Here is a 21,731-nt window from a genome sequence, read left to right as displayed (position 1 = left end):
GATCGCAGCCTGCGACAGCGCCTTCAGGAAAGGCACTGTCGCAGGCTGCGATCTTTTTCGGTCAGGTATCAGGCGCGGGTCTGTTGATACTGCGCCAGGGCCGGCAGCAACTGCTTGTCGATGGCTTCACGCACGATCGGCTGGATGCTCGCGCTGCTGGTGTACATCTGCTTGACCATGGTGCGCAGCGTGTTGGCCCGCACATCGTCCAGACCGCGCACGGCGCACTCGCAGGCCTGCTGGGCCGTGGAGCCGGACGGTACTTCGAATCCCAACGACTTGAGTTGGCCCAACAGGTCTTCCTGATCGATCAAATCGGCATACATCATGACGCGAATCCTTCTTTGGCAACGGAGGTCGTGGCTCGATTCTGGTAGGCCCGCACAGGCACGGCAAGGGCGATTTGTCGCAGTGTCCACATTGGCTATGAGCATGTCGTTTTCGGCTAACTTGCCGGCCAGGGGAGTGGGCACACTGGACCCAGCTCGCTTCACGAAGGTTTGGTCACCCTCGGCATGGCAGCTCCTCAACAGTACCCTCGCCCCGATCCTGTCACGGCTTGTATCGGGGCTTTTTTTGCCTGTGAATAACGATGACGTGGTCTAGCGCTGAAGCACCAGAATCCGCGACAGCAACTCGTCCCGGTCGATGTAGCAGCCCTGAAAATGCCGGGCCCCGGTGGACGGGTCGAACGCATTGCGCGCATGCAGGGTGCGGCGGTTGTCGAAGCACCACAACTCGCCCGGATTGAGCCGCTGCATCACCCGGAAGCGTGGCTCGCGGGTCATGGCGATGAAGCGTCGATAAGCGCGATACAGCACGGGCATTTGCTCCACGGACGTGTCGAACGCGCCGCGCAGAAAGTTGGCCATGCGGATTTCTGCAACCCGGCCCAAGGCATCGAGGGCGATGATCGGCGCGAGGCAGCGATAGTCGCTGTGGCGGTCCTTGTTGCGAAACTCCACCGGGATCTCGCACAGGGCCTTGAATGATGCGGGATCTTCCTGACGCAACGCTTCGGCAATCGCAAAACCGTCGACGAAAATGCTCTCGCCACCCTCGGCGTCGTTCACCAGGCAATGCAGAAATTGCAGCCCCGGTTGCAGCTCGCGGGTCGGCAGGTCGGTGTGCAATGGCAGGTTGAATGCGGTGTAGGCGTTGCTGTCGGCATCGGCCTTGGATTGCACGTTGAACAGCACACCGAAATTGCTCTCGCGAATGAACGAAATGCGCTCGGCGATCAGCTTCAGCGAGCCGGGTTCGGTGGGCACGCCGCGCACCTGGGTCAGGCCGATATCGCGTACCGCCAGCAACCATTGCAGCAGTGCAGCGTCGTCGTTCATCAGGGCTGAATAATCGAACGCTGGCAGTTGCAGATCACTGCGCCACAGAAAGGCTTTCGGTTTGGCGGCGAGGCGTTCAGCGCGGGACTCGTCGTCATAGGCGTGGGCCCGCAGCCAACCCGCATCGAAGCGGCTGAGGTGGCCGTCCTGCCAGTCGATGCGCAAGCAGCCATCGGTATCGATGTGCGCGGCGGAGGGCGACAGGTCCTGCGCCGCATCGACGATCTCGAATACTTGCTCGCGGGTAACGCTGTAGACGCACTGCGGACACGGGCAGTTGTCCCGCAACCACACGTGGTGGAACGGGCTGACGCGCCCGTCGGCCCATTCGATCAGGACGCGATCCGCCAGGTTCTGTACGCCGTTCAGCGCGCTGATCAACGGATAAGTACGGAAATCGGCAACTGCGGCGGCGGTTTGCATGGCGGCTCCTTGCGATGGATGGATTTACCGGGCTGGGGGCAGGGCGATGACCCGACCGATGTAAGCCGGGGCGGGCAGGTCGGCCTGCTCGGCGACGATGGCTTGCAGGCGGCTCAGAGTGTCCGGGGTGAACGGTGCGGAACGCGGCCCGGCGAGGTCGACGTGGAGCAGCATCTGTTCGTTGCCCGCCAGCTCCTTGTCACCGCCGGCCAGGTGCAGGCTGTGATAGAGGTGCAGGCGTTTCTGGTCGTGGCCGATGATTTGCGTGCGCACTTCGACTTCGGCATCGAGCTTCACTTCGTGCAGGTAGTTGAGGTGCAGTTCGAGGGTGAACAGCGAGTTTCCGCTGGCTTCGCGGTTGTTGCTGTCCATGCCGAGGCGGTCCATCAGGGCATCGGTGGCGTAGCTGAAGATCAGCAGATAGAAGGCATCGCGCAGGTGGCCGTTGTAGTCGACCCAGTCGGGGATGATGCGGGTTTGGTAGGTGGTGAGGGTGGGCATATTTATCTCCGGGCGCGAGCGCTCCCGCGCTTCGCGGGGGAGCGCTCAATCTGCAATTACTCGCTGAAACTCATTCCATGCTTTTCTTTGGTGGTCTTCACCGCCTCAAGCACCGCCAGCAAGCAATCATCACGATAGCGCTCCAGTGCCGAAATACTGTGGCGGCCCAGTTGATCGCTGGTGCCATCCACCACATCGTCGATCAGCTTGTCGGTCAGTTCCGGTGCCGGCAGGTACGTCCACGGCAGCTGGAGCGCCGGACCGAACTGCGACATGAAGTGACGCATGCCGGCATCGCCACCGGCCAGGGTGTAAGTCAGGAACGTACCCATAAACGACCAGCGCAGACCGGCGCCAAAGCGGATCGCATCGTCGATTTCACCGGTGGTCGCCACCCCGTCGTTGACCAGGTGCAGCGCTTCGCGCCACAGCGCTTCGAGCAGGCGGTCGGCGATGAAACCGGGCACTTCCTTGCGCACATGCAGCGGGCGCATGCCGAGGGATTCGTAGACTTTCATCGCCGCTTGAACCGCTTCCGGCGCGGTGTTCTTGCCGCCGACTACTTCCACCAGCGGCAGAAGGTAAACCGGGTTGAACGGGTGGCCGACCACGCAGCGTTCCGGGTGGGTCGAGCTCTCGTAAAACTCGCTCGGCAACAGGCCCGAAGTGCTGGAACCGATCAACGCATTGGGCTTGGCCGCCGCGCTGATTTTACTGTGCAGCTCCAGTTTCAGTTCGAGGCGTTCAGGGGCACTTTCCTGGATGAAATCCGCATCGCGCACGCACTCTTCAATGGTCGCCACAAAGCGCAGGCGATCCTGCGAAGCGCCCGGCGCCAGACCGTTTTTCTCCAGCGCGCCCCAGGCGTTGGCCACGCGCTTGCGCAGCGCCGCTTCGGCACCCGGTGCCGGGTCCCAGGCCACCACGTCGAGGCCGTGGGCGAGGGCGCGGGCGACCCAACCGCTGCCGATGACGCCGCTGCCCAGTGCTGCGAAGGTTTTGATTTCGGTGATAAAGCTCATGGTCACTTCCTGGAATGAGGCAAAAAAAACGGTGGGAGTCAGTTGCCCTCCCACCGGGGGAAAGGGTGATTTCAGCCGCGCTGGGTCAGGCCCATTTTCTTGCGACCTTCAGCCGGGGTCAGCACCCGGGCGCCGAGGCGGCTGAGGATCTCGGTGGCGCGTTCGACCAGTTGGCCGTTGGTCGCCAGCACACCTTTGTCCAGCCACAGGTTGTCCTCCAGGCCTACCCGCACGTTGCCGCCGAGCAGCACCGCTTGCGCGGCCATCGGCATCTGCATCCGGCCGATGCCGAAGCCTGCCCAAACGGCGTCGGCCGGCAGGTTGTCGACCATGGCTTTCATGGTGGTGGTGTCGGCCGGCGCGCCCCACGGGATGCCCAGGCACAGCTGGAACAGCGGATTGTCGAGCAGGCCTTCCTTGATCATCTGTTTGGCGAACCACAGGTGACCGGTGTCGAAAATCTCCAGCTCCGCCTTCACGCCCAGCTCGGTGATGCGCTTGGCGCCGGCACGCAGCTGGGCCGGAGTGGAGACGTAAATGGTGTCGCCGTCGCCGAAGTTCAGGGTGCCGCAATCCAGGGTGCAGATTTCCGGCAGCAGCTCTTCGACGTGGGCCAGACGGGTCAGCGGGCCCACCAGATCGGTGTTCGGACCGAACTCCATCGGGCTCTCGCCCGGGCCGATTTCCAGGTCGCCGCCCATGCCGGCGGTGAGGTTGACGATGATGTCGACGTCGGCTTCGCGGATGCGCTCCATGACTTCGCGGTACAGCGCCACGTCACGGCTGAACTTGCCGGTCTGCGGGTCGCGGACATGGCAGTGCACGACGGTGGCACCGGCCTTGGCCGCTTCCACCGCGGCTGCGGCGATTTGCTTTGGAGTGACCGGCACGTGAGGGCTCTTGGCGGTCGTGTCGCCAGCACCGGTGAGTGCGCAGGTGATGATGACGTCGTGGTTCATGGTGCGTTTTCCTTCAGGCGTGATGGGTCTGTTCGCAGCCCGTGGCGGGCTGCGAAGTGGTTCGTTCGTTGCGGTTTATTTGCTGGTGAGCTGGAGGTTTTCAACCGCCGGTTTGCCATCGAAGGTGGTCACGCCTTCGAGCCAGCGCTGTTTGTCCTGCGGGTGATCCTTGAGCCATTGCTTGGCCGATTCGAAGGCGTCCTTGTGATCGAGCAGCGGCTGCATCATCCGGCTCTCGTCTTCGGCGGTGAACGTCAGGTTGCTCAGCAGGCGACCGACGTTCGGGCATTGTTCGGCGTATTTCGGCGCGGTGACGGTCCACACGGTGGCCATGCCTTCGTTCGGACCGAGGGCGTCGTCGCTGCCGGTCAGATAAGTCATCTGCACATTGACGTTCATCGGGTGTGGCGCCCAGCCGAAGAACACCACGGCTTCCTTGCGGCGCACGGCGCGGTCGACGGCGGCGAGCATGCCGGCTTCACTCGATTCCACGAGCTGGAATTTGCCGAGGCCGAACTGGTTTTTGGCGATCATCGCCTTGATCTGGGTGTTGGCGCCCGAGCCTGGCTCGATGCCGTAGATCTTGCCGCCCAGTTCTTTCTCGAACTTGGCGATGTCGGCGAAGGTTTTCAGGCCCTTGTCCGCCAGATAGGTCGGTACGGCGAGGGTGGCGCGGGCGTCTTTCAGGCTCGGCGCCGGAAGGACTTTGACCTGATTGGCATCGACGAACGGGGTGATGGTCTGGGTCATCAGCGGGTTCCAGTAGCCGAGGAACAGATCCAGACGCTGGTCGCGGATGCCGGCGAAGATGATTTGCTGGGAGGCGCTGGTCTGTTTGGTGCTGTAGCCGAGGCCGTCGAGCAGAACCTGAGTCATGGCGCTGGTGGCGATCACGTCGGTCCAGTTCACTACGCCCATGCGCACGTTCTGGCACGACGCAGGTTCGGCCGCCATGACACTGGCGCTTAAAAACGCGGTACCGCTGAGTGCGAGAACACAGCTGCTGATCAGTCGTTTCATGTCGGGTTCCTCGGCAGGTCGTTATTGTGGGTCCCGGCGTCTGTCGCGCCGGTGATGCCAAGTTACGCAGCAATGCCCCTGTGAAAACGCACTGCGGCGACTGGCTCTTGCACTGTAGCGACCTGTGCTCTTGAACGCCGACGGCAAACGGCGTATCAACGTTGCACGCTACCCGCTGACCGAGTGCGCACCATGTCCCAGGATTTCTACTTTCTGTTGATGCCGGGTTTTTCCGCCATCGGTTTCATCTCCGCGATCGAACCGCTGCGGGTGGCCAACCGCTTTCGCGGCGAGCTGTACCGCTGGCACGTGTTGAGCGCCGATGGCGGGGCGGTGCTGGCGAGCAACGGAATGTCGGTCAACGCCGACGCGGCGCTGGAGCCGCTGAAGAAAGGGGCGACGCTGCTGGTGGTCGCCGGGTTCGAACCGCTGAAGTTCGCCACCTCGGCGCTGGAGCACTGGCTGCGACGCCTGGACAACGAAGGCGTGACCCTCGGCGCCATCGACACTGGCAGCTTCGTCCTCGCCGAGGCCGGCCTGCTCGATGGCCATCGCCTGACCCTGCACTGGGAGGCCATCGATGCCTTCAAGGAATTTTATCCACAGCTCAGCGTCACCCAGGAGCTGTTCGAGATCGACCGTCGGCGCATCACGTCCGCCGGCGGCACCGCTTCCATTGACCTGATGCTCGACCTGATCGCCCAGGCCCACGGCCCGCAACTGGCGATCCAGGTCAGCGAGCAGTTTGTATTGGGGCGGATTCGTCCGCGCAAGGACCACCAGCGCATGGAAGTCGCGACGCGTTACGGCATCAGCAACAAGAAGCTGGTGCATGTGATCGGCGAAATGGAGCAGCACAGCGAACCGCCGCTGACCACTCTGGAACTGGCGGAATCGATCAAGGTGACGCGGCGGCAACTGGAGCGGTTGTTTCGGCTGCATCTGAATGACACGCCGAGCAATTTCTATCTGCGCTTAAGACTCGAGAAGGCCCGGCAGCTGTTGCGCCAGACCGACATGAGCGTGCTCGAAGTCAGCATCGCCTGCGGGTTTGAATCACCGTCGTATTTCACCCGCAGCTACCGGGCCAAGTTTGCCCGGTGTCCACGGGAAGATCGGCGTACTGCTCAGGCCTGAGTTACTTCTTCATCAACGCCGAGCACGCCGCTTTGTAAGCCTCATGCTGATACTTGTTCAGCGTGCCCGGCAGCTCGAAATTGTGCTTCTTGGCCTGGGCATTGATCGTCTGCGGCGACAGCAGCGTCACCTCGCAACCGTCCAGCAACTGAAACACGCCCTCGATCTTGAACGTGGTCGGCCCGCCGGCAAACTCGCCTTTCTTGCTGCGCTTCTTGATCGCGATTCGATCGATGGCGTTCTCGCGCACGAACGACGCGACCTGCGCGGCAAATAGTTTGACGTTGGCCGCCTCGTCGTCATCGTCCAGGGCGATTTTCTTGGTGTTCAGCGCGACATGGCTCAGCGCCGAGCCGTCGAGGGACGCCACGGCGATGATCGCTTCACTGCCTTTGATTTCGATACCGCAGATGTTCATGTGAATCCCTTGATTGGCTTAAGAGGTGCAGCTTACAGCTCAAGCCCTCACTCCTGACCTATCGACTCCAAAAACTCCGACCGCTCGTCACTCATCCGCGCCACGCAATCATTCTGCGCAATCTTGAACGCCTTGCTGCCGTCCGTCGCCGGGAAGGCTTCGACGGCGCAGTCGGCGTCGCGGGTTTTCAGCCATTGTTGCTGGGCGGTCTTGAGTTTGGCGGTGATGTCGGCCAGTTGCGCGGGATTTTTGCCGTAGGTCGCCTGCATGCGTTCGTTCAGGCTGTTGTAGTTGTCCTTGAGCAGGTCTTCGGCGGTGGTGCGGCTGTAGGTCGAGCATTCCAGGGTCTGGACGTCGTTTTCCACCGCGTCGCACGGGTTGTTGTCGGACTCTTCGGCGGCGTGTACGCCGGTCGCAATCAGTGCCAAAGCCAGGAAGATCGATTTCATTGATGTCGCCGCTCTAATCCAGTGGTGTTTCCAAGATGCGCCAGATTCTGGCTCAAGCTCGCGGGCTTGAACAGGTGGCTGGTCGGACCGGTTGGCGACGCTTTGTCGCGGATTGACGCTTTCGGCAATTCCCCTGTCGTTTTTGCACCCGGCTGGTCGCGCACCGAGGCATATGCTGGCCCCAAAGCGCCGGCAGACGATTCGGCGCATGAATCGCCAATAAGGGGACGCCTGATGAGCCCAGCCGAATTACACGCCGACAGCATCGTTATCGACGGTCTGATCATTGCCAAATGGAACCGCGAGCTGTTCGAAGACATGCGCAAGGGCGGTCTGACGGCGGCCAACTGCACCGTGTCGGTGTGGGAGGGCTTTCAGGCCACGGTCAACAACATCGCCGCCAGCCAGAAACTGATCCGCGAAAACAGCGACCTGGTGATCCCCGTCCGCACCACCGCCGACATCCGCAAGGCCAAGGAGCAGGGCAAGACCGGCATCCTGTTCGGCTTCCAGAACGCCCATGCGTTCGAAGACCAGATCGGCTATGTCGAGGTGTTCAAGCAGCTCGGCGTCGGCATCGTGCAGATGTGCTACAACACCCAGAATCTGGTGGGCACCGGTTGCTACGAACGTGACGGCGGCCTGTCGGGCTTCGGTCGCGAGATCGTCGCCGAGATGAACCGCGTCGGCGTCATGTGCGACCTGTCCCACGTCGGCTCCAAGACCTCCGAGGAAGTCATCCTCGAATCGAAAAAACCGGTCTGCTATTCCCACTGCCTGCCGTCGGGGCTCAAGGAGCACCCACGCAACAAGTCCGATGAAGAGCTTAAGTTCATTGCCGACCACGGCGGTTTCGTCGGCGTGACCATGTTCGCGCCGTTCCTCGCCAAGGGCATCGATTCGACCATCGACGACTACGCCGAAGCCATCGAATACACCATGAACATCGTCGGTGAAGACGCCATCGGCATCGGCACCGACTTCACCCAGGGTCACGGCCAGGACTTCTTCGAATACCTGACCCACGACAAGGGCTACGCCCGCCGTCTGACCAACTTCGGCAAGATCATCAACCCGCTGGGCATCCGTACCGTCGGCGAGTTCCCGAACCTGACCGAAACCCTGCTCAAGCGCGGCCACTCCGAGCGCGTGGTACGCAAGATCATGGGCGAAAACTGGGTCAACGTCTTGAAAGACGTCTGGGGCGAATAAGCCGCCGCTTCCCGAATACTTTCCCCCGGCCGTCCGCGCCGGGGGCAACACCAAAATTTTTCTGGAGTTAAGTTTCCATGGCCAAGATCGCCCCGCAATTGCCAATCGAAGTCGACAGCGAGACCGGTGTCTGGACCTCCGACGCCCTGCCGATGCTGTACGTGCCGCGGCATTTCTTCGTCAACAACCACATGGGCATCGAGGAAGTGCTGGGCGCCGATGCCTATGCCGAAATCCTCTACAAGGCCGGCTACAAATCAGCCTGGCACTGGTGTGAAAAAGAAGCCGAATGCCATGGTCTGGAAGGCGTCGCGGTGTTCGAGCACTACATGAAGCGCCTGTCGCAGCGCGGCTGGGGCCTGTTCAAGATCCAGGACATCGACCTCGACAAAGGCACCGCCAGCGTCAAGCTCGAACACTCGGCGTTCGTCTACGTCTACGGCAAGGTCGGGCGCAAGGTCGACTACATGTTCACCGGCTGGTTTGCCGGGGCGATGGATCAGATCCTCGCCGCTCGTGGCAGCAAGATCCGCACCGTGGCCGAGCAGGTCTACGGTGGCTCCGAAGAAGGCCACGACGACGGCCTGTTCACCGTCAAGCCGTTGTAAGTCGAGGAACCCGCCATGGCTTTCGAAGCAATGTTTCAGCCAATTCAAATTGGCAAACTGACCATCCGCAACCGCGTGCTCAGCACCGCGCACGCCGAGGTCTACGCGACCGACGGCGGCATGACCACCGAGCGGTACGTCAAATACTACGAAGAGAAAGCCAAGGGCGGCATCGGCCTGGCGATCTGTGGCGGTTCGTCCGTGGTGGCGATCGACAGCCCGCAGCAATGGTGGAGTTCGGTGAACCTGTCCACCGACCGGATCATCCCGCACTTCCAGAATCTCGCTGACGCCATGCACAAGCACGGCGCCAAGATCATGATCCAGATTACCCACATGGGCCGTCGCTCCCGTTGGGACGGTTTCCACTGGCCGACCCTGATGTCGCCGTCGGGCATCCGCGAACCGGTGCACCGCGCCACTTGCAAGACCATCGAGCCGGAAGAAATCTGGCGGGTGATCGGCAACTACGCGCAAGCGGCTCGTCGCGCCAAGGCCGGTGGCCTGGACGGCGTCGAACTGTCAGCCGTGCACCAGCACATGATCGACCAGTTCTGGAGCCCTCGCGTCAACAAGCGTACCGACGAATGGGGCGGCACTTTTGAAGGCCGGATGAAGTTCGGTCTGGAAGTGTTGAAAGCGGTGCGTGCCGAGGTCGGTGACGACTTCTGCGTCGGCATGCGCATCTGCGGTGACGAGTTCCACCCCGACGGTCTGTCCCACGAAGACATGAAGCAGATCGCCAAGTATTACGACGACACCGGCATGCTCGATTTCATCGGCGTCGTCGGCTCGGGATGCGACACCCACAACACCCTGGCCAACGTGATTCCGAACATGAGTTACCCGCCGGAGCCGTTCCTGCACCTGGCGGCCGGTATCAAGGAAGTGGTCAAGGTTCCGGTGCTGCACGCGCAGAACATCAAGGACCCGAACCAGGCCACGCGGATTCTGGAGGGCGGTTACGTCGACATGGTCGGCATGACCCGCGCCCACATCGCCGACCCGCACCTGATCGCCAAGATCAAGATGGGCCAGATCGACCAGATCAAACAGTGTGTCGGCGCCAACTACTGTATCGACCGTCAGTACCAAGGTCTGGACGTGCTGTGCATCCAGAACGCCGCGACCTCCCGTGAATACATGGGCGTGCCGCACATCATCGAGAAATCCACCGGGCCGAAACGCAAGGTGGTGATCGTCGGTGCCGGCCCGGCGGGGATGGAAGCTGCCCGTGTGGCAGCCGAACGTGGCCACGACGTGACCCTGTTCGAGAAAAAAGAATTCATCGGCGGCCAGATCACGACGGCTTCGAAAGCGCCGCAGCGTGACCAGATCGCCGGTATCACCCGCTGGTTCCAACTGGAGCTGGCGCGGCTGAAAGTCGACCTGCGTCTGGGCACGGCGGCGGACGCCGACACCATCATGGACCTGCGTCCGGACATCGTGGTGCTGGCCGTTGGCGGGCATCCGTATCTGGAACAGAACGAACACTGGGGCGCCGCCGAAGGGCTGGTGGTCAGCAGCTGGGACGTGCTCGACGGCAAGGTCGCGCCGGGCAAGAACGTGCTGGTCTACGACACCATTTGCGAGTTCACCGGGATGTCGGTGGCCGACTTCCTCGCCGACAAGGGCAGCCAGGTCGAGATCGTCACCGACGACATCAAGCCGGGCGTGGCCATCGGCGGTACATCGTTCCCGACCTACTACCGCAGCATGTACCCGAAAGAAGTGATCATGACCGGCGACATGATGCTGGAGAAGGTCTACCGCGAAGGCGACAAACTCGTCGCCGTGCTGGAGAACGAATACACCGGCGCCAAAGAGGAGCGGGTGGTGGATCAGGTGGTCGTCGAGAACGGCGTGCGCCCGGACGAAGAGATCTACTACGCCCTCAAGGACGGCTCGCGCAACAAGGGCCAGATCGATGTCGAGGCGCTGTTCGCGATCCAGCCGCAACCTTCGTTGAGCAGCAATGGCGACGGTTACCTGCTGTTCCGCATCGGTGACTGCGTGGCGCAGCGTAATACCCACGCTGCGATCTATGACGCCCTGCGGTTGTGCAAAGACTTCTAAAGGTTTGCACATGACCCTGTGGGAGCGGGCTTGCCCGCGAATGCATTCTGTCAGTCACCGCTGCATCGACTGACCCGGCGCATTCGCGAGCAGGCTCGCTCCCACAGGAACACGCCGAACGTGTTTCTCCAGGCTGTACTGGTGGGAGCTTCACCATGTTGAACACCCTTCTTCCAATCCTGTTGTTCGCAGCCCTGGCCCTTGCGGTGCTGGGTGCGTTGCGGCGGGTGGCCATGTGGCGCCGGGGCCGGGCCTCGAAGGTCGACCTGATCGGCGGCCTGTTCGCCATGCCCAAGCGTTACATGGTCGATCTGCACCACGTGGTGGCGCGGGACAAATACATCGCCAACACCCACGTGGCCACGGCGGGCGGCGCGGTGGCGTCCATCGTGCTGGCGATTCTGGTGCACGGTTTCGGCCTGCATAACCGCATCCTCGGCTACGCGTTGCTGCTGATGACGGCGGTGATGTTCGTCGGGGCGATCTTCGTTTACCGGCGTCGGCTCAACCCGCCGTCGCGGCTGTCGAAAGGCCCGTGGATGCGCCTGCCGAAAAGCCTGCTGGCGTTCTCGGCCTCGTTCTTCCTGGTGACCTTGCCGGTGGCGGGGATCCTGCCGGAGAACTTCGGCGGCTGGGTGCTGGCGGCGATTCTCGGGGTCGGTGTGTTGTGGGGCGTGTCGGAGCTGTTCTTCGGCATGACCTGGGGCGGCCCGATGAAACACGCCTTCGCCGGTGCGTTGCACCTGGCCTGGCACCGTCGCGCTGAGCGTTTTGGTGGTGGCCGTTCCACCGGTTTGAAACCGCTGGATCTGAATGATCCGACCGCGCCGCTGGGCGTGGAAAAACCCAAGGATTTCACCTGGAACCAGTTGCTCGGTTTCGACGCCTGTGTGCAGTGCGGCAAGTGCGAAGCGGCGTGCCCGGCGTTCGCAGCCGGCCAGCCGCTGAACCCGAAAAAACTGATTCAGGACATGGTCGTCGGCCTTGCCGGCGGCACCGATGCCCAGTTCGCCGGCAGCCCTTATCCGGGCAAAGCGGTGGGCGAACACTCAGGCAATCCGCATCAACCGATCGTCAACGGTCTGGTGGATGCCGAAACCCTGTGGTCGTGCACCACTTGCCGCGCCTGCGTCGAAGAATGCCCGATGATGATCGAGCACGTCGATGCCATCGTCGACATGCGTCGTCACCTGACCCTGGAAAAAGGCGCGACGCCAAACAAGGGCGCCGAAGTCCTGGAAAATCTGATCGCCACCGACAACCCTGGCGGTTTCGCTCCGGGCGGGCGGATGAACTGGGCGGCGGACCTGAACCTCAATCTGCTTAGCGAGAAAAAATCCACCGACGTGCTGTTCTGGGTCGGCGACGGCGCCTTCGACATGCGCAATCAGCGCACCTTGCGTGCCTTCGTCAAAGTGCTGAAAGCGGCCAAGGTCGACTTCGCGGTGCTCGGGCTGGAAGAGCGCGACAGCGGCGATGTGGCCCGACGTCTTGGTGATGAGGCGACTTTCCAGTTGCTCGCCAAACGCAATATCCAGACCCTGGCCAAATACAGCTTCAACCGCATCGTCACCTGCGACCCGCACAGTTTCCATGTGCTGAAAAACGAGTACGGCGCCTTCGATGGCAACTACCTCGTGCAGCACCACAGCACTTATCTGGCGGAAATCATCCAGGCCGGTGCGCTGAACCTCGGTCAGCACAAAGGCAACAGCGTGACCTATCACGATCCGTGCTACCTCGGTCGCTACAACGGCGAGTACGAGGCACCGCGCGAAGTGTTGCGCGCCCTCGGTATCGAGGTGAAAGAGATGCAACGTTCCGGCTTCCGTTCGCGCTGCTGCGGCGGCGGTGGCGGGGCGCCGATCACCGACATTCCGGGCAAGCAGCGGATTCCCGACATGCGCATGGAAGACATCCGCGAGACCGGCGCCGAGCTGGTGGCCGTGGGTTGTCCACAGTGCACGGCGATGCTCGAAGGTGTGGTCGAACCGCGTCCGCTGATCAAGGACATCGCCGAACTGGTGGCCGACGCGCTGCTCGAAGACGCTGCGCCGAACAAGCCTGCCACCCCGGCCAAACGTGAACCTGCGGAGGCCCACTGATGAGCGACATTATCCGCCGCGACCCCCGCGCCGAATGGATCGCACGTAACCGCCTGCATCCGTTGCACGCGGCCATGCAACCGGCGCAACACAGCTGGATGGGGCCCAACGGGATCATCCGCAAGAACCTGCACGGCATCGGCTTTATCGGGCCGAACGGCATCAAGCGCATCGACCGCAGCGGCGCCCAGCAGGGTGGGGCGGTCAAGCGTTCGGCAGCGGTCGAAGTGCAATTGCCGCTGCATCAAGTGCCGGCCCCGGCGTTCTACATCAGCGTGGTGCCGGACATGGTCGGCGGCCGCTTGAGCAGCCATGACCGCGACCTGCTCGGCCTGGCTCATCAACTGGCCGGCAGCGATGGCGCAGTGCTGGCGGTGGTGTTCGGCGAGCACAAGGAAAACGCTTTCGCCACGGCGGGCGTTGACCGCTTGCTGGTGCTGGAAGGCGAAGAATTCAGCGGTTATGCACCGGAACAACGGATCCAGGGCCTGCGGGCTGTGGATAACCAGTTCAACCCGCGTCACTGGCTGCTGCCGGACAGCCGCAGCGGTGGCGGCGAACTCGGCCGGCGCTTTGCCGCTGCACTGGGTGAGCGCCCGGCCACACGGGTGTGGCAGGTCAAGGATCAGGAGTGCATCGGCCGCGCCGGTGCCGGGTTGCAGGATCTTGCCCGTCCGGTTGCACGGCTGATTCTGGCGTCCGCCGAATGCGCCGAACCGGTCAGCGAAACCCGTCACGAAGCGCTGCCGGTTGAGTTATCCACACCCGTGGCGCGCAGCCTGTCGCGAATCGAGGATCTGGGCGCCGTGGCGGTGGACCCGGCGGCGATTCCGATGGCCGAAGCCGAGTTCATCTTCTCCGGTGGCAACGGGGTCAAGGATTGGGAGCTTTTCCACAGGACCGCCGCCGCACTTGGCGCCACCGAAGGCGCCTCGCGGGTGGCCGTGGACGACGGCTTCATGACCCGCGACCGTCAGGTCGGCGCGTCCGGCACCTGGGTCACCGCACGGGTATACGTGGCCGTAGGGATTTCCGGGGCGATCCAGCACCTGCAGGGCATCGGCGCCTGCGACAAGGTGGTGGCGATCAACCTCGATCCGGGCTGCGACATGATCAAGCGTGCCGACCTGTCGGTGATCGGCGAAAGCGCGGAAATTCTTCAGGCCTTGATCGCGGCGGTAGAGGCTTACCGCAACGAAGCCAAGCGCGATGCGGCTTAAGGAACGGTTATGAGCACAAAGATCATCAGTCTGGTTTCAATCGGCGCCCACCCGACCTCGGGCCGCCCGCGTCGTGCCGAACAGGATGCACGGGCGGTGGAACTCGGCTTGCAACTGGCTGGGGATAACCTGCAAGTGCTGCATGCCGGGGACATTGGCGAACCTGCGCTGCGCGCCTATCTGGGCATGGGGCTGGAGCAGATGCATGTGCTGGAACAACCGGCCGGTGCGGATGCGTTGCCGGCGTTGACCGACTATTTGCGGGATGCCGGGGCTCAGGTCGTGTTGACTGGCAGCCAGGCGGAAACCGGTGAAGGTTCGGGGATGCTGCCGTTCCTGCTGGCCGAAGGGCTGGGCTGGCCGCTGGTGGTGGGGCTGGCGCAGGTCGAGTCGATCAGCGACGGCTCGGCACTGGTGTTGCAGGCGTTGCCCCGTGGGCAGCGGCGCCGGTTGAAGGTACGTCTGCCGTTTCTCGCGACTGTGGATAACGCCGCGCCCAAGCCTCGGCAGAGTGCTTACGGCCCGGCGCGGCGTGGGGTTCTCCAGGCAAAAGACGTGGAAGTGGTGGACGACGAATTGCTCGCGGTGTCGACCCTGCAACCGGCCAAGCCACGGCCGAAACGGTTGAAGGTGATCAAGGCCAAGAGCGGGGCGGACCGGATGAAGGCGGCGACGGCCAAGGCCAGTGGGGGTGGGGGGCAGGTGCTCAAGGGCGTGACTGCCGAGGCAGGTGCCGAAGCTATCCTCAAACTGCTGATCGAAGAAGGTGTTGTCCGCTAGAGCCCTGCATTTGACCCTCTTCCTTCGGAAGAGGGTTTTTACCCACAATCCCTGTTGGCTGATCTGTGGATAACGTGTTCGCCCATCCCTGAACCCCACGCCAACCAAGCCCTCCAGCCCGAAGATCAAAAAACAACCAGCCTAACTCGCGGTTTTTTCGAGCTTTTTTCCCAGGATAACTCCCCAAGTTGCCCCCAATCTCTGTTGGCGCTTCTGTGGATAAGATGTTCGCTATCCGCTGTAAGCCATATAAACCGTGGCTTGCGAAGAGTTGATCGAAAAACGATCAATTCAGCCTTTTGACTCGCCAGACCTCGCGCAAACCGCGATTTATCAAGGCCTTCAGCGCTTTTCCACAGCGCCCGCCAAGTTACCCCCGAAGTCTGTTGGCGCTTCTGTGGATAAGGTGTTCGCCATCCCTTGCGAGCCACGCAATCCGCGACTTGCAGGCTTGTGATCAAAAAACACTCAATCGTTGCTGAAAACCCTGCTTCTGGATAAGTCACGGTTTTTCTTCACGAATTCGTCGATATTTTCAGAAGCCATCCACAGTTGTCCCCATTTGCTGTGGGTGGCTATGTGGATAACTTGTTCGCCAAACCCTGCGAGCCCCGCCGGCTATAGTCCAAACGGTAATTGATCAGATTTCATACAGTTCTAAAGCGCTGCCTTGACTTCAAACCGGCCGCTGTCTTCACTCCAATGGCACAAGGACCGCCGTCACTTATCCACATCTGGTTCAGGGAGAACGCGTGATGGATACCCAGCCACATCGCTCACCCCTCAAACCCCGCTTGCTGTCAGCCCCGAAGCCGCGCACGCGCACCTTGCGCCGTGCCGCCAATCAGCATGCCCGTCTATAGCGCCTGAATCCTGCCACGCCGTTGTACTGCCGCCGGGCCTGCCCGGGGGCCAGGTGCCCGTTCGCCCATTGATTGCAGGCAACCGCAGAGTTGCCCCATCTGCCTGAGAGAGGAATCACCTCATGACACGGATCGCAACGCCCATCAGCGACATCAAGGAACACTACGACGTGATCGTCATCGGCTCCGGGTACGGCGGCGGCATTGCCGCTTCGCGCCTGTCTCGGGCCGGCAAGAAGGTGTGCCTGCTGGAGCGCGGTCGGGAAATCCAGCCCGGCGAATACCCCAACACCATGATCGCTGCGACCGAAGAGCTGCAGGTGCACGATCCGGACGGCCACATCGGCTCGCGCACCGGGTTGTTCGATCTGCACGTCAACGCGCAGCAGAACGTAGTGGTCGGCTGTGGCCTCGGTGGCACGTCGTTGATCAATGCCAACGTTTCGCTGGAGCCGACAGCCGATGTGTTCAAGGATCCACGCTGGCCGTTGGCGGTGCGCGAGGACCAGGATGGTTTGCTCAAGGCCGGTTACGAAAAAGCCCGGGAGATGCTCAAACCCAACCCTTATCCGGACAGCGCACCGAACCTGCCCAAGCTCGATGCCAACAAACAGTCCGCGGACTTCCTCAAGCAAGGCGCGAACTTCTACAAGCCGCCGATCAACGTGACCTTCGACAAACTGCCGAACAACCTCAACCACGTCGGCGTCGAGCAACTGCCGTGCAACCACTGCGGTGACTGCGTTTCAGGCTGTAACAACAAGGCCAAAAACACCACGCTGATGAACTATCTGCCGGACGCCACCAATCACGGCGCGGAGATTTTCTGCCAGGCCCAGGTGCGGCATCTGGAACGCGACAGTGATGGCTGGATCGTGCACTTCCAGTACCTCGACAGTGGTCGCGAGAAGTTCGACGCGCCAACGCTGTTCGTGAAGGCCGACATTGTCGTGGTATCCGCCGGCACTCTTGGTTCCACCGAGATTCTGCTGCGCTCGCGGGACAAGGGCCTGGCGATGTCCGGCCAGCTCGGCGAGAACATGAGCGGCAACGGTGACATCCTCGGCTTCGGCCACAACTGCGAGCAGACCATCAACGGCATCGGTTTCGGTACGCACTCGGCCAAGGAGATGAAACCGGTCGGCCCGTGCATCACCTCGATCATCGACATGCGCAACGAGGGTGATCGCAGCAGCCGTATGGTCATCGAGGAAGGCTCGATCCCCGGCGCCCTCGGGCGGCCGATGGTGCCGGCGATGGCCGGGTTCGCCGAGATGATCGGGGTGCCCACCGACGACAGTTTCAGCGGCAAGGTGAAGTACAAGGAGCGCGAAGCCGAAAGCTTCCTGCGCGGCCCTTACTACGGCGCGCTGCACAACATGCAGACTTACCTGATCATGAGCCACGACAGCGGCCAGGGGCGGATGGTCCTCGACAGCAAGGATCAACTGCGCATCGACTGGCCGGGCGTCGGCGAGCAGGAAAACTTCAAGATCGGCAACGAACGCCTGCACCAGAGCACCAAGGCACTGGGCGGGATCTGGGTCGAGAATCCGATCTGGACCAAATTGCTTAAGCACAGCATCGTCTCGGTGCATCCGCTGGGCGGTTGCGTGATGGGCGAAGACGCCGCGCAAGGCGTGGTCAACCACAAGGGCCAGGTGTTTAGCGGCGCCAGTGGCACCGATGTCTACGCCAACCTGTACGTGACCGACGGCGCGGTGATTCCGACCTCACTGGCGGTCAACCCGCTGCTGACCATCTCCGCCGTCAGCGAGCGCAACATGGGCCTGCTGGCCGCCGACCGTGGCTGGAAAATCGATTACACATTGCCCTCGGCACCGCGCAAACAACCGGTGCCACCGACCCTCGGTGTACAGTTCACCGAGACCATGAAAGGCTACTTCTCCCGGGCCTTCACCGCTGCGCAGAGCACCGATCTCAAGGTCTACGAAGCGGCGGCCAAACGTGGCGAGGCAGACAACTCGCCGATCGATTTCACCCTGACCATCACCGCCAACGACCTCAACCGGATGATCAAGGAGCCGGAGCACGCCGCAACCATCGTCGGCACGGTGATCGCCCCGGCCCTGTCGCCGCAGCCGCTGACCGCCAGCAACGGCGTGTTCAACCTGTTCGAGCAATTCGAGCAGCAGGTCGACACACGCCACATGAAATACGACATGAAACTGACCGCCGAGGACGGCAACGACTATTTCTTCAGCGCCTTCAAAACCGTGCCGGAAGACAACGGCGTGCTGAACATCTGGCATGACACCAGCACCCTCTACGTCACGCTGTATCGCGGGCCGGACAAGTCCGGCGAAGTCATCGGCTCGGGTGTGATGCACATCAAACCGGCGGATTTCGCCAAGCAGATGACCACCATGAAGGTCCTCAACGCGCGCAACGAGCGTGAGCGCATTGAAGGGCTGGCGCGGTTCGGCAAGTTCTTCGCCGGGATCCTCTGGGAGAGTTACGGCGGGGTGTTTGCCGGCGACAAATACTTCAACCCCGACGCGCCGCCACGCTTGAAACGGCCGCTGGATGCGCCGACGCCGGATGTGCATTTCTTCCCCACCGAGGACGGCGTGGAACTGCGCCTGAGCCGCTATCAGGCCGGCAGCAAAGGCCCGGTGATGCTGGTGCACGGGTTGGGTGTGGGCTCGAACATCTTTTCCACCGACACCATCCAGACCAACCTGCTGGAGTTTCTCTGCAAGCATGATTACGACGTGTGGCTGCTGGATTTCCGGGTGAGCATCCTGCTGCCGGCGAGCAAGAAGGAATGGAACGGCGACCAGATCGCCCAGTACGACTTCAAGGCTGCCATCGGGCAGATCCAGCAGCAGACCGGCGCGAAGGACGTGCAGTGTGTGGTGCATTGCTACGGCGCGACGACGTTCTTCATGTCGTTGCTCGCCGGTTTGCAGGGCGTGCGCTCGGTAGTCTGCTCGCAAATTGCCGCTGATACGGTGGTCGCGACGGCGACGGGGCTGAAGGCCGGTCTGCACCTGCCGGGGATGCTCGACGCCATTGGCATCAAATCCATGACCGCCTACGCCGACAGCAAGGAAAACTGGTTCAACCGCCTCTACGACAAGGCCCTCAACGGCTACGCGCGGATCGAAGCCCAGGGTTATTGCACCAACCCGGTGTGCCACCGCATCACCTTCATGTACGCCTCGCTGTACCGCCACGACACCCTCAACGAGACGCTGCACGACAACCTGCACGAACTGTTCGGCGAGTCGAACATCGAGACGTTCGAGCATCTGGCGCTGATCGTGCGCAAAGGGCATCTGGTGGACTTCAAGGGCAACGATGTGTACATGCCGCACTTCGACCGGCTGACCATGCCGATCTGCTTCATCAGCGGCGCGGAGAACCAGTGCTATTTGCCGGAGAGCACGCTCAAGACCTATCAGCGGGTTTGCGAGAAGCATGGGCCGGAGCGCTATAGCCGGCATGTGGTGCCGGGCTATGGCCACATCGATTGCATGTTCGGCAAGAACGCAGTGGTCGATGTGTATCCGATCATCCTTGAACACCTGGAGAAAACGGCCCTCGGTTGACTTGCAACCGGGTCGACCGCAATCGCGAGCAGGCTCGCTCCCACATTGGAATGCGGTGCGCATTTGTGGGAGCTGGCCTGCCAGCGATGGCGGGGTATCAGGCACTACACCTCTCCGGTCTGCACAAGGAAATGGATGACATGGACAGCTACATCCGTTGGTTTCAACGTTTCATCTGGCTCGGCATTGCGATGAACATGGTGTTTGCGATCCCGGCGCTGTTCGCGCCGGGGTTGCTGACATCGGTGGTCGGCCTGCCGCCGCAACTCTCCGACCCGTGGCTGGAAAACGCCGGGATGCTGCTGGTGGGCATCAGCGTGTTCTACATGCCGTCGGGCTTCAACGCGCCGCGCTACGTGGTGCATTCCTGGCTGTGCGTGCTGACGCGGCTGATCGCCGTGGCGTTCTGGATCTACCTGATCGACACCAGCAGCCAGGGCTCGGTGTTCGTGCCGATGCTGATGGGCGACCTGAGCTTTTTCCTGATCCTCGGCATCCTGCTGTACCTCGGCACCACCCCTGAAAACCGTCCGCTGGCGCTGCTCTGTGACGGCTGGCGCGAATGGCGGGCGGCGTGGGCGCGGCATTGGCAAAGTCATGCGTTCAAGGTCGGTACGCTGGTGGTGGTCGCGCTGCTGGCGTTCATCGGCTACCAGACCTGGTATCAGATGCTGCGGGTGGTGCCGGAGCAGGAATATGCCTCCGACGAAGATCACTACAAATACGCCGCCATTGGCCTGGGCATCGAAGCGCGGATTCCGTATTACCTGTTCTCCGTGCTGCCGCAGATGTGCCCGGAGAAGATGCCGAAACCCGGCGGCTGGGAAGTCTTCGGATTCCTGTTCGAGAACGGCAAGGATCTGCCCATCGGCATGGCCAAGCGACAGATCGGCTACCCGACCGTCGAGCCGAACTGCGCGCTGTGTCATACCGGCTCCTACCGGGCGAATGCCAGCGACGTTGCGGTCAATGTGCCGAGTGCACCGGCCAACACCCTGCAACTGCAGGCTTTCCAGTGGTTCGCCTACGATTGCGCCAGCGACCCGAAATTCACCACCGACGCGGTGATGGCGGCGATCAACAGCAAGTTCCAGCTCGGCTTCTTCGAGCGGCTCTACAACCGTTACCTGATCATCCCGATGGCCAAGACCGCGCTGCTTAAACAGAAGCAGGCCTACGCCTGGCAGAAATTGCGTCCGCCGCAGGGGCCGGGGCGTACCGACACCTTCAACCCGACGAAAATGGTGGTGTTCGGCTTCCCGGATGACTCGACCATCGGCACCGTCGACCTGCCGCAAGTGTGGAACCAGAAACCCCGGGAATCGATGTACCTGCACTGGGACGGCAATAACAACAAGATCCACGAGCGCAACTACGCCGCCGCGATGGCGGTGGGTGCTACGCCGGAATCGGTCCTGCCGCCGAGTTTCAACCGCGTGACCAACTGGCTGCTCGGACACAAGGCACCCGCGTGGCCGTGGGCGCTGGATCAGGCCAAAGTCGCCCAGGGCAAACCGATCTGGGAAGCCAATTGCGCCGGTTGCCACGACTTCGGTCGCGCCGACACCGGGCAGGTCACCACCAACATCGACCAGCTCGGCACCGATCCGCATCGCCTCGACTCGTTCACCACCGGGCTGGTGGCGGCGTTCCACACCTTCAAGAAGCCGCCGTTCGATTTCGGCGCCTACCGCAAGACCCAGAGCTACAGCAACACGCCCACCGACGGCATCTGGTTGCGCGCGCCGTATCTGCACAACGGTTCGGTGCCGACCCTGTGGGACTTGCTGCAACCACCGGAAAAACGTCCGCAGGTGTTCATCACCGGCTCCGATGTCTACGACCCGGTCAACGTCGGCTTCGTGACCAGCGGCGCGCAGGCGAAGGCCTCGGCAGACTTCACGTACGACACACGCCTGGAGGGCAATCACAACAGCGGTCACCTGTATGGCACGACGCTGTCGGACGACGACAAGCGCGCGCTGATCGAATTCATGAAAACCCTGTGAACCCTTACGGA

General features: G+C 62.1%; 17 protein-coding genes. 9 read left to right on the top strand and 8 right to left on the bottom strand.

Features of this window, described 5'->3' with window-relative positions; translation table 11 throughout:
- Window positions 1–68: 68 nt before the first annotated feature.
- The 6 genes from DLD99_RS26690 to DLD99_RS26665 all read right to left on the bottom strand — a co-directional run bounded on the left by DLD99_RS26690 (window position 69) and on the right by DLD99_RS26665 (window position 5,268).
- Window positions 69–329 (bottom strand): hypothetical protein, encoded by a 261-nt coding sequence (locus tag DLD99_RS26690; protein ID WP_085688602.1) that lies wholly within the window; start codon window positions 327–329, stop codon window positions 69–71.
- Window positions 330–602: 273 nt separating this feature from the next.
- A complete protein-coding gene (locus DLD99_RS26685; protein ID WP_114886002.1) occupies window positions 603–1,766 on the bottom strand; it encodes a gamma-butyrobetaine dioxygenase in 1,164 nt (387 codons plus the stop codon).
- 24 nt (window positions 1,767–1,790) lie between these two features.
- A complete protein-coding gene (locus DLD99_RS26680) occupies window positions 1,791–2,267 on the bottom strand; it encodes a thioesterase family protein (protein ID WP_085709143.1) in 477 nt (158 codons plus the stop codon).
- A gap of 56 nt (window positions 2,268–2,323) precedes the next feature.
- The gene (locus DLD99_RS26675) at window positions 2,324–3,289 is read right to left on the bottom strand and encodes an L-carnitine dehydrogenase (RefSeq protein WP_007959763.1); all 966 of its coding nucleotides are present in this window, start codon (window positions 3,287–3,289) and stop codon (window positions 2,324–2,326) included.
- 71 nt (window positions 3,290–3,360) lie between these two features.
- Window positions 3,361–4,248: a 3-dehydrocarnitine:acetyl-CoA trimethylamine transferase CdhC gene (gene cdhC, locus DLD99_RS26670; protein ID WP_039768000.1), complete on the bottom strand. Its 888-nt coding sequence runs from the start codon at window positions 4,246–4,248 to the stop codon at window positions 3,361–3,363.
- Window positions 4,249–4,323: 75 nt separating this feature from the next.
- Window positions 4,324–5,268 carry a choline ABC transporter substrate-binding protein gene (locus tag DLD99_RS26665; RefSeq protein WP_114886000.1) on the bottom strand — a complete coding sequence of 315 codons (945 nt, stop codon included), beginning with the start codon at window positions 5,266–5,268 and terminating at the stop codon, window positions 4,324–4,326.
- A 192-nt stretch (window positions 5,269–5,460) separates the two neighbouring features.
- On the opposite strand from DLD99_RS26665, the gene DLD99_RS26660 reads away from it, so the two are divergent.
- Window positions 5,461–6,405, top strand: a complete 945-nt coding sequence (locus DLD99_RS26660; RefSeq protein WP_114885999.1) for a GlxA family transcriptional regulator — start codon at window positions 5,461–5,463, stop codon at window positions 6,403–6,405.
- 1 nt (window position 6,406) lies between these two features.
- Here the strand turns inward: DLD99_RS26660 and DLD99_RS26655 are convergent, their stop codons facing one another.
- Both DLD99_RS26655 and DLD99_RS26650 read right to left on the bottom strand, forming a co-directional pair.
- Window positions 6,407–6,823 carry a DUF3010 family protein gene (locus DLD99_RS26655; protein WP_114885997.1) on the bottom strand — a complete coding sequence of 139 codons (417 nt, stop codon included), beginning with the start codon at window positions 6,821–6,823 and terminating at the stop codon, window positions 6,407–6,409.
- A gap of 47 nt (window positions 6,824–6,870) precedes the next feature.
- On the bottom strand, window positions 6,871–7,272 hold the full coding sequence (locus DLD99_RS26650; protein WP_114886809.1) for a lysozyme inhibitor LprI family protein: 402 nt from the start codon (window positions 7,270–7,272) through the stop codon (window positions 6,871–6,873).
- 234 nt (window positions 7,273–7,506) lie between these two features.
- On the opposite strand from DLD99_RS26650, the gene DLD99_RS26645 reads away from it, so the two are divergent.
- The 8 genes from DLD99_RS26645 to DLD99_RS26610 all read left to right on the top strand — a co-directional run bounded on the left by DLD99_RS26645 (window position 7,507) and on the right by DLD99_RS26610 (window position 21,720).
- Complete coding sequence (locus tag DLD99_RS26645; RefSeq protein ID WP_007959776.1) at window positions 7,507–8,484, top strand: dipeptidase; 978 nt, start codon at window positions 7,507–7,509, stop codon at window positions 8,482–8,484.
- Between the two features lie 77 nt (window positions 8,485–8,561).
- Window positions 8,562–9,092, top strand: a complete 531-nt coding sequence (locus tag DLD99_RS26640; protein WP_007926354.1) for a DUF5943 domain-containing protein — start codon at window positions 8,562–8,564, stop codon at window positions 9,090–9,092.
- A 15-nt stretch (window positions 9,093–9,107) separates the two neighbouring features.
- Entirely contained in the window at window positions 9,108–11,168 is a 2,061-nt protein-coding gene (gene dgcA, locus DLD99_RS26635; RefSeq protein ID WP_007959780.1) for a dimethylglycine demethylation protein DgcA, read from the top strand.
- A gap of 155 nt (window positions 11,169–11,323) precedes the next feature.
- Complete coding sequence (gene dgcB, locus DLD99_RS26630; RefSeq protein ID WP_114885996.1) at window positions 11,324–13,273, top strand: dimethylglycine demethylation protein DgcB; 1,950 nt, start codon at window positions 11,324–11,326, stop codon at window positions 13,271–13,273.
- On the top strand, window positions 13,273–14,493 hold the full coding sequence (etfA, locus tag DLD99_RS26625; RefSeq protein WP_114885994.1) for an electron transfer flavoprotein subunit alpha: 1,221 nt from the start codon (window positions 13,273–13,275) through the stop codon (window positions 14,491–14,493). The genes dgcB and etfA overlap by 1 nt, the downstream gene beginning before the upstream one ends.
- A 9-nt stretch (window positions 14,494–14,502) precedes the next feature.
- Complete coding sequence (gene etfB / locus DLD99_RS26620; protein ID WP_114885992.1) at window positions 14,503–15,273, top strand: electron transfer flavoprotein subunit beta; 771 nt, start codon at window positions 14,503–14,505, stop codon at window positions 15,271–15,273.
- A 985-nt stretch (window positions 15,274–16,258) separates the two neighbouring features.
- Window positions 16,259–19,711, top strand: coding sequence for an alpha/beta fold hydrolase (locus tag DLD99_RS26615; protein ID WP_114885990.1), 3,453 nt, complete (start codon window positions 16,259–16,261; stop codon window positions 19,709–19,711).
- Between the two features lie 140 nt (window positions 19,712–19,851).
- Window positions 19,852–21,720 carry a c-type cytochrome gene (locus DLD99_RS26610; protein WP_114885989.1) on the top strand — a complete coding sequence of 623 codons (1,869 nt, stop codon included), beginning with the start codon at window positions 19,852–19,854 and terminating at the stop codon, window positions 21,718–21,720.
- Window positions 21,721–21,731: the final 11 nt, after the last annotated feature.

Origin of the sequence: Pseudomonas kribbensis, assembly GCF_003352185.1 — a bacterium.
In the GTDB taxonomy this organism is placed as follows: Bacteria; Pseudomonadota; Gammaproteobacteria; order Pseudomonadales; family Pseudomonadaceae; genus Aquipseudomonas; species Aquipseudomonas kribbensis.
The sequence above is the reverse complement of the archived record's forward strand: the minus strand, read 5'-3'. Positions and strand labels throughout refer to the sequence as shown.

What these genes read in the sequence shown, in the direction of transcription:
- DLD99_RS26645 (WP_007959776.1), top strand. Translation starts at nt 7,507, where the DNA reads ATGAGCCCAGCCGAATTACACGCCGACAGCATCGTTATCGACGGTCTG.
- cdhC (WP_039768000.1), bottom strand. Translation starts at nt 4,248, where the DNA reads ATGAACCACGACGTCATCATCACCTGCGCACTCACCGGTGCTGGCGAC.
- DLD99_RS26640 (WP_007926354.1), top strand. Translation starts at nt 8,562, where the DNA reads ATGGCCAAGATCGCCCCGCAATTGCCAATCGAAGTCGACAGCGAGACC.
- DLD99_RS26655 (WP_114885997.1), bottom strand. Translation starts at nt 6,823, where the DNA reads ATGAACATCTGCGGTATCGAAATCAAAGGCAGTGAAGCGATCATCGCC.
- etfA (WP_114885994.1), top strand. Translation starts at nt 13,273, where the DNA reads ATGAGCGACATTATCCGCCGCGACCCCCGCGCCGAATGGATCGCACGT.
- DLD99_RS26680 (WP_085709143.1), bottom strand. Translation starts at nt 2,267, where the DNA reads ATGCCCACCCTCACCACCTACCAAACCCGCATCATCCCCGACTGGGTC.
- DLD99_RS26665 (WP_114886000.1), bottom strand. Translation starts at nt 5,268, where the DNA reads ATGAAACGACTGATCAGCAGCTGTGTTCTCGCACTCAGCGGTACCGCG.
- DLD99_RS26690 (WP_085688602.1), bottom strand. Translation starts at nt 329, where the DNA reads ATGATGTATGCCGATTTGATCGATCAGGAAGACCTGTTGGGCCAACTC.
- DLD99_RS26675 (WP_007959763.1), bottom strand. Translation starts at nt 3,289, where the DNA reads ATGAGCTTTATCACCGAAATCAAAACCTTCGCAGCACTGGGCAGCGGC.
- dgcB (WP_114885996.1), top strand. Translation starts at nt 11,324, where the DNA reads ATGTTGAACACCCTTCTTCCAATCCTGTTGTTCGCAGCCCTGGCCCTT.
- DLD99_RS26610 (WP_114885989.1), top strand. Translation starts at nt 19,852, where the DNA reads ATGGACAGCTACATCCGTTGGTTTCAACGTTTCATCTGGCTCGGCATT.
- DLD99_RS26615 (WP_114885990.1), top strand. Translation starts at nt 16,259, where the DNA reads ATGACACGGATCGCAACGCCCATCAGCGACATCAAGGAACACTACGAC.
- DLD99_RS26650 (WP_114886809.1), bottom strand. Translation starts at nt 7,272, where the DNA reads ATGAAATCGATCTTCCTGGCTTTGGCACTGATTGCGACCGGCGTACAC.
- DLD99_RS26660 (WP_114885999.1), top strand. Translation starts at nt 5,461, where the DNA reads ATGTCCCAGGATTTCTACTTTCTGTTGATGCCGGGTTTTTCCGCCATC.
- etfB (WP_114885992.1), top strand. Translation starts at nt 14,503, where the DNA reads ATGAGCACAAAGATCATCAGTCTGGTTTCAATCGGCGCCCACCCGACC.
- DLD99_RS26685 (WP_114886002.1), bottom strand. Translation starts at nt 1,766, where the DNA reads ATGCAAACCGCCGCCGCAGTTGCCGATTTCCGTACTTATCCGTTGATC.
- dgcA (WP_007959780.1), top strand. Translation starts at nt 9,108, where the DNA reads ATGGCTTTCGAAGCAATGTTTCAGCCAATTCAAATTGGCAAACTGACC.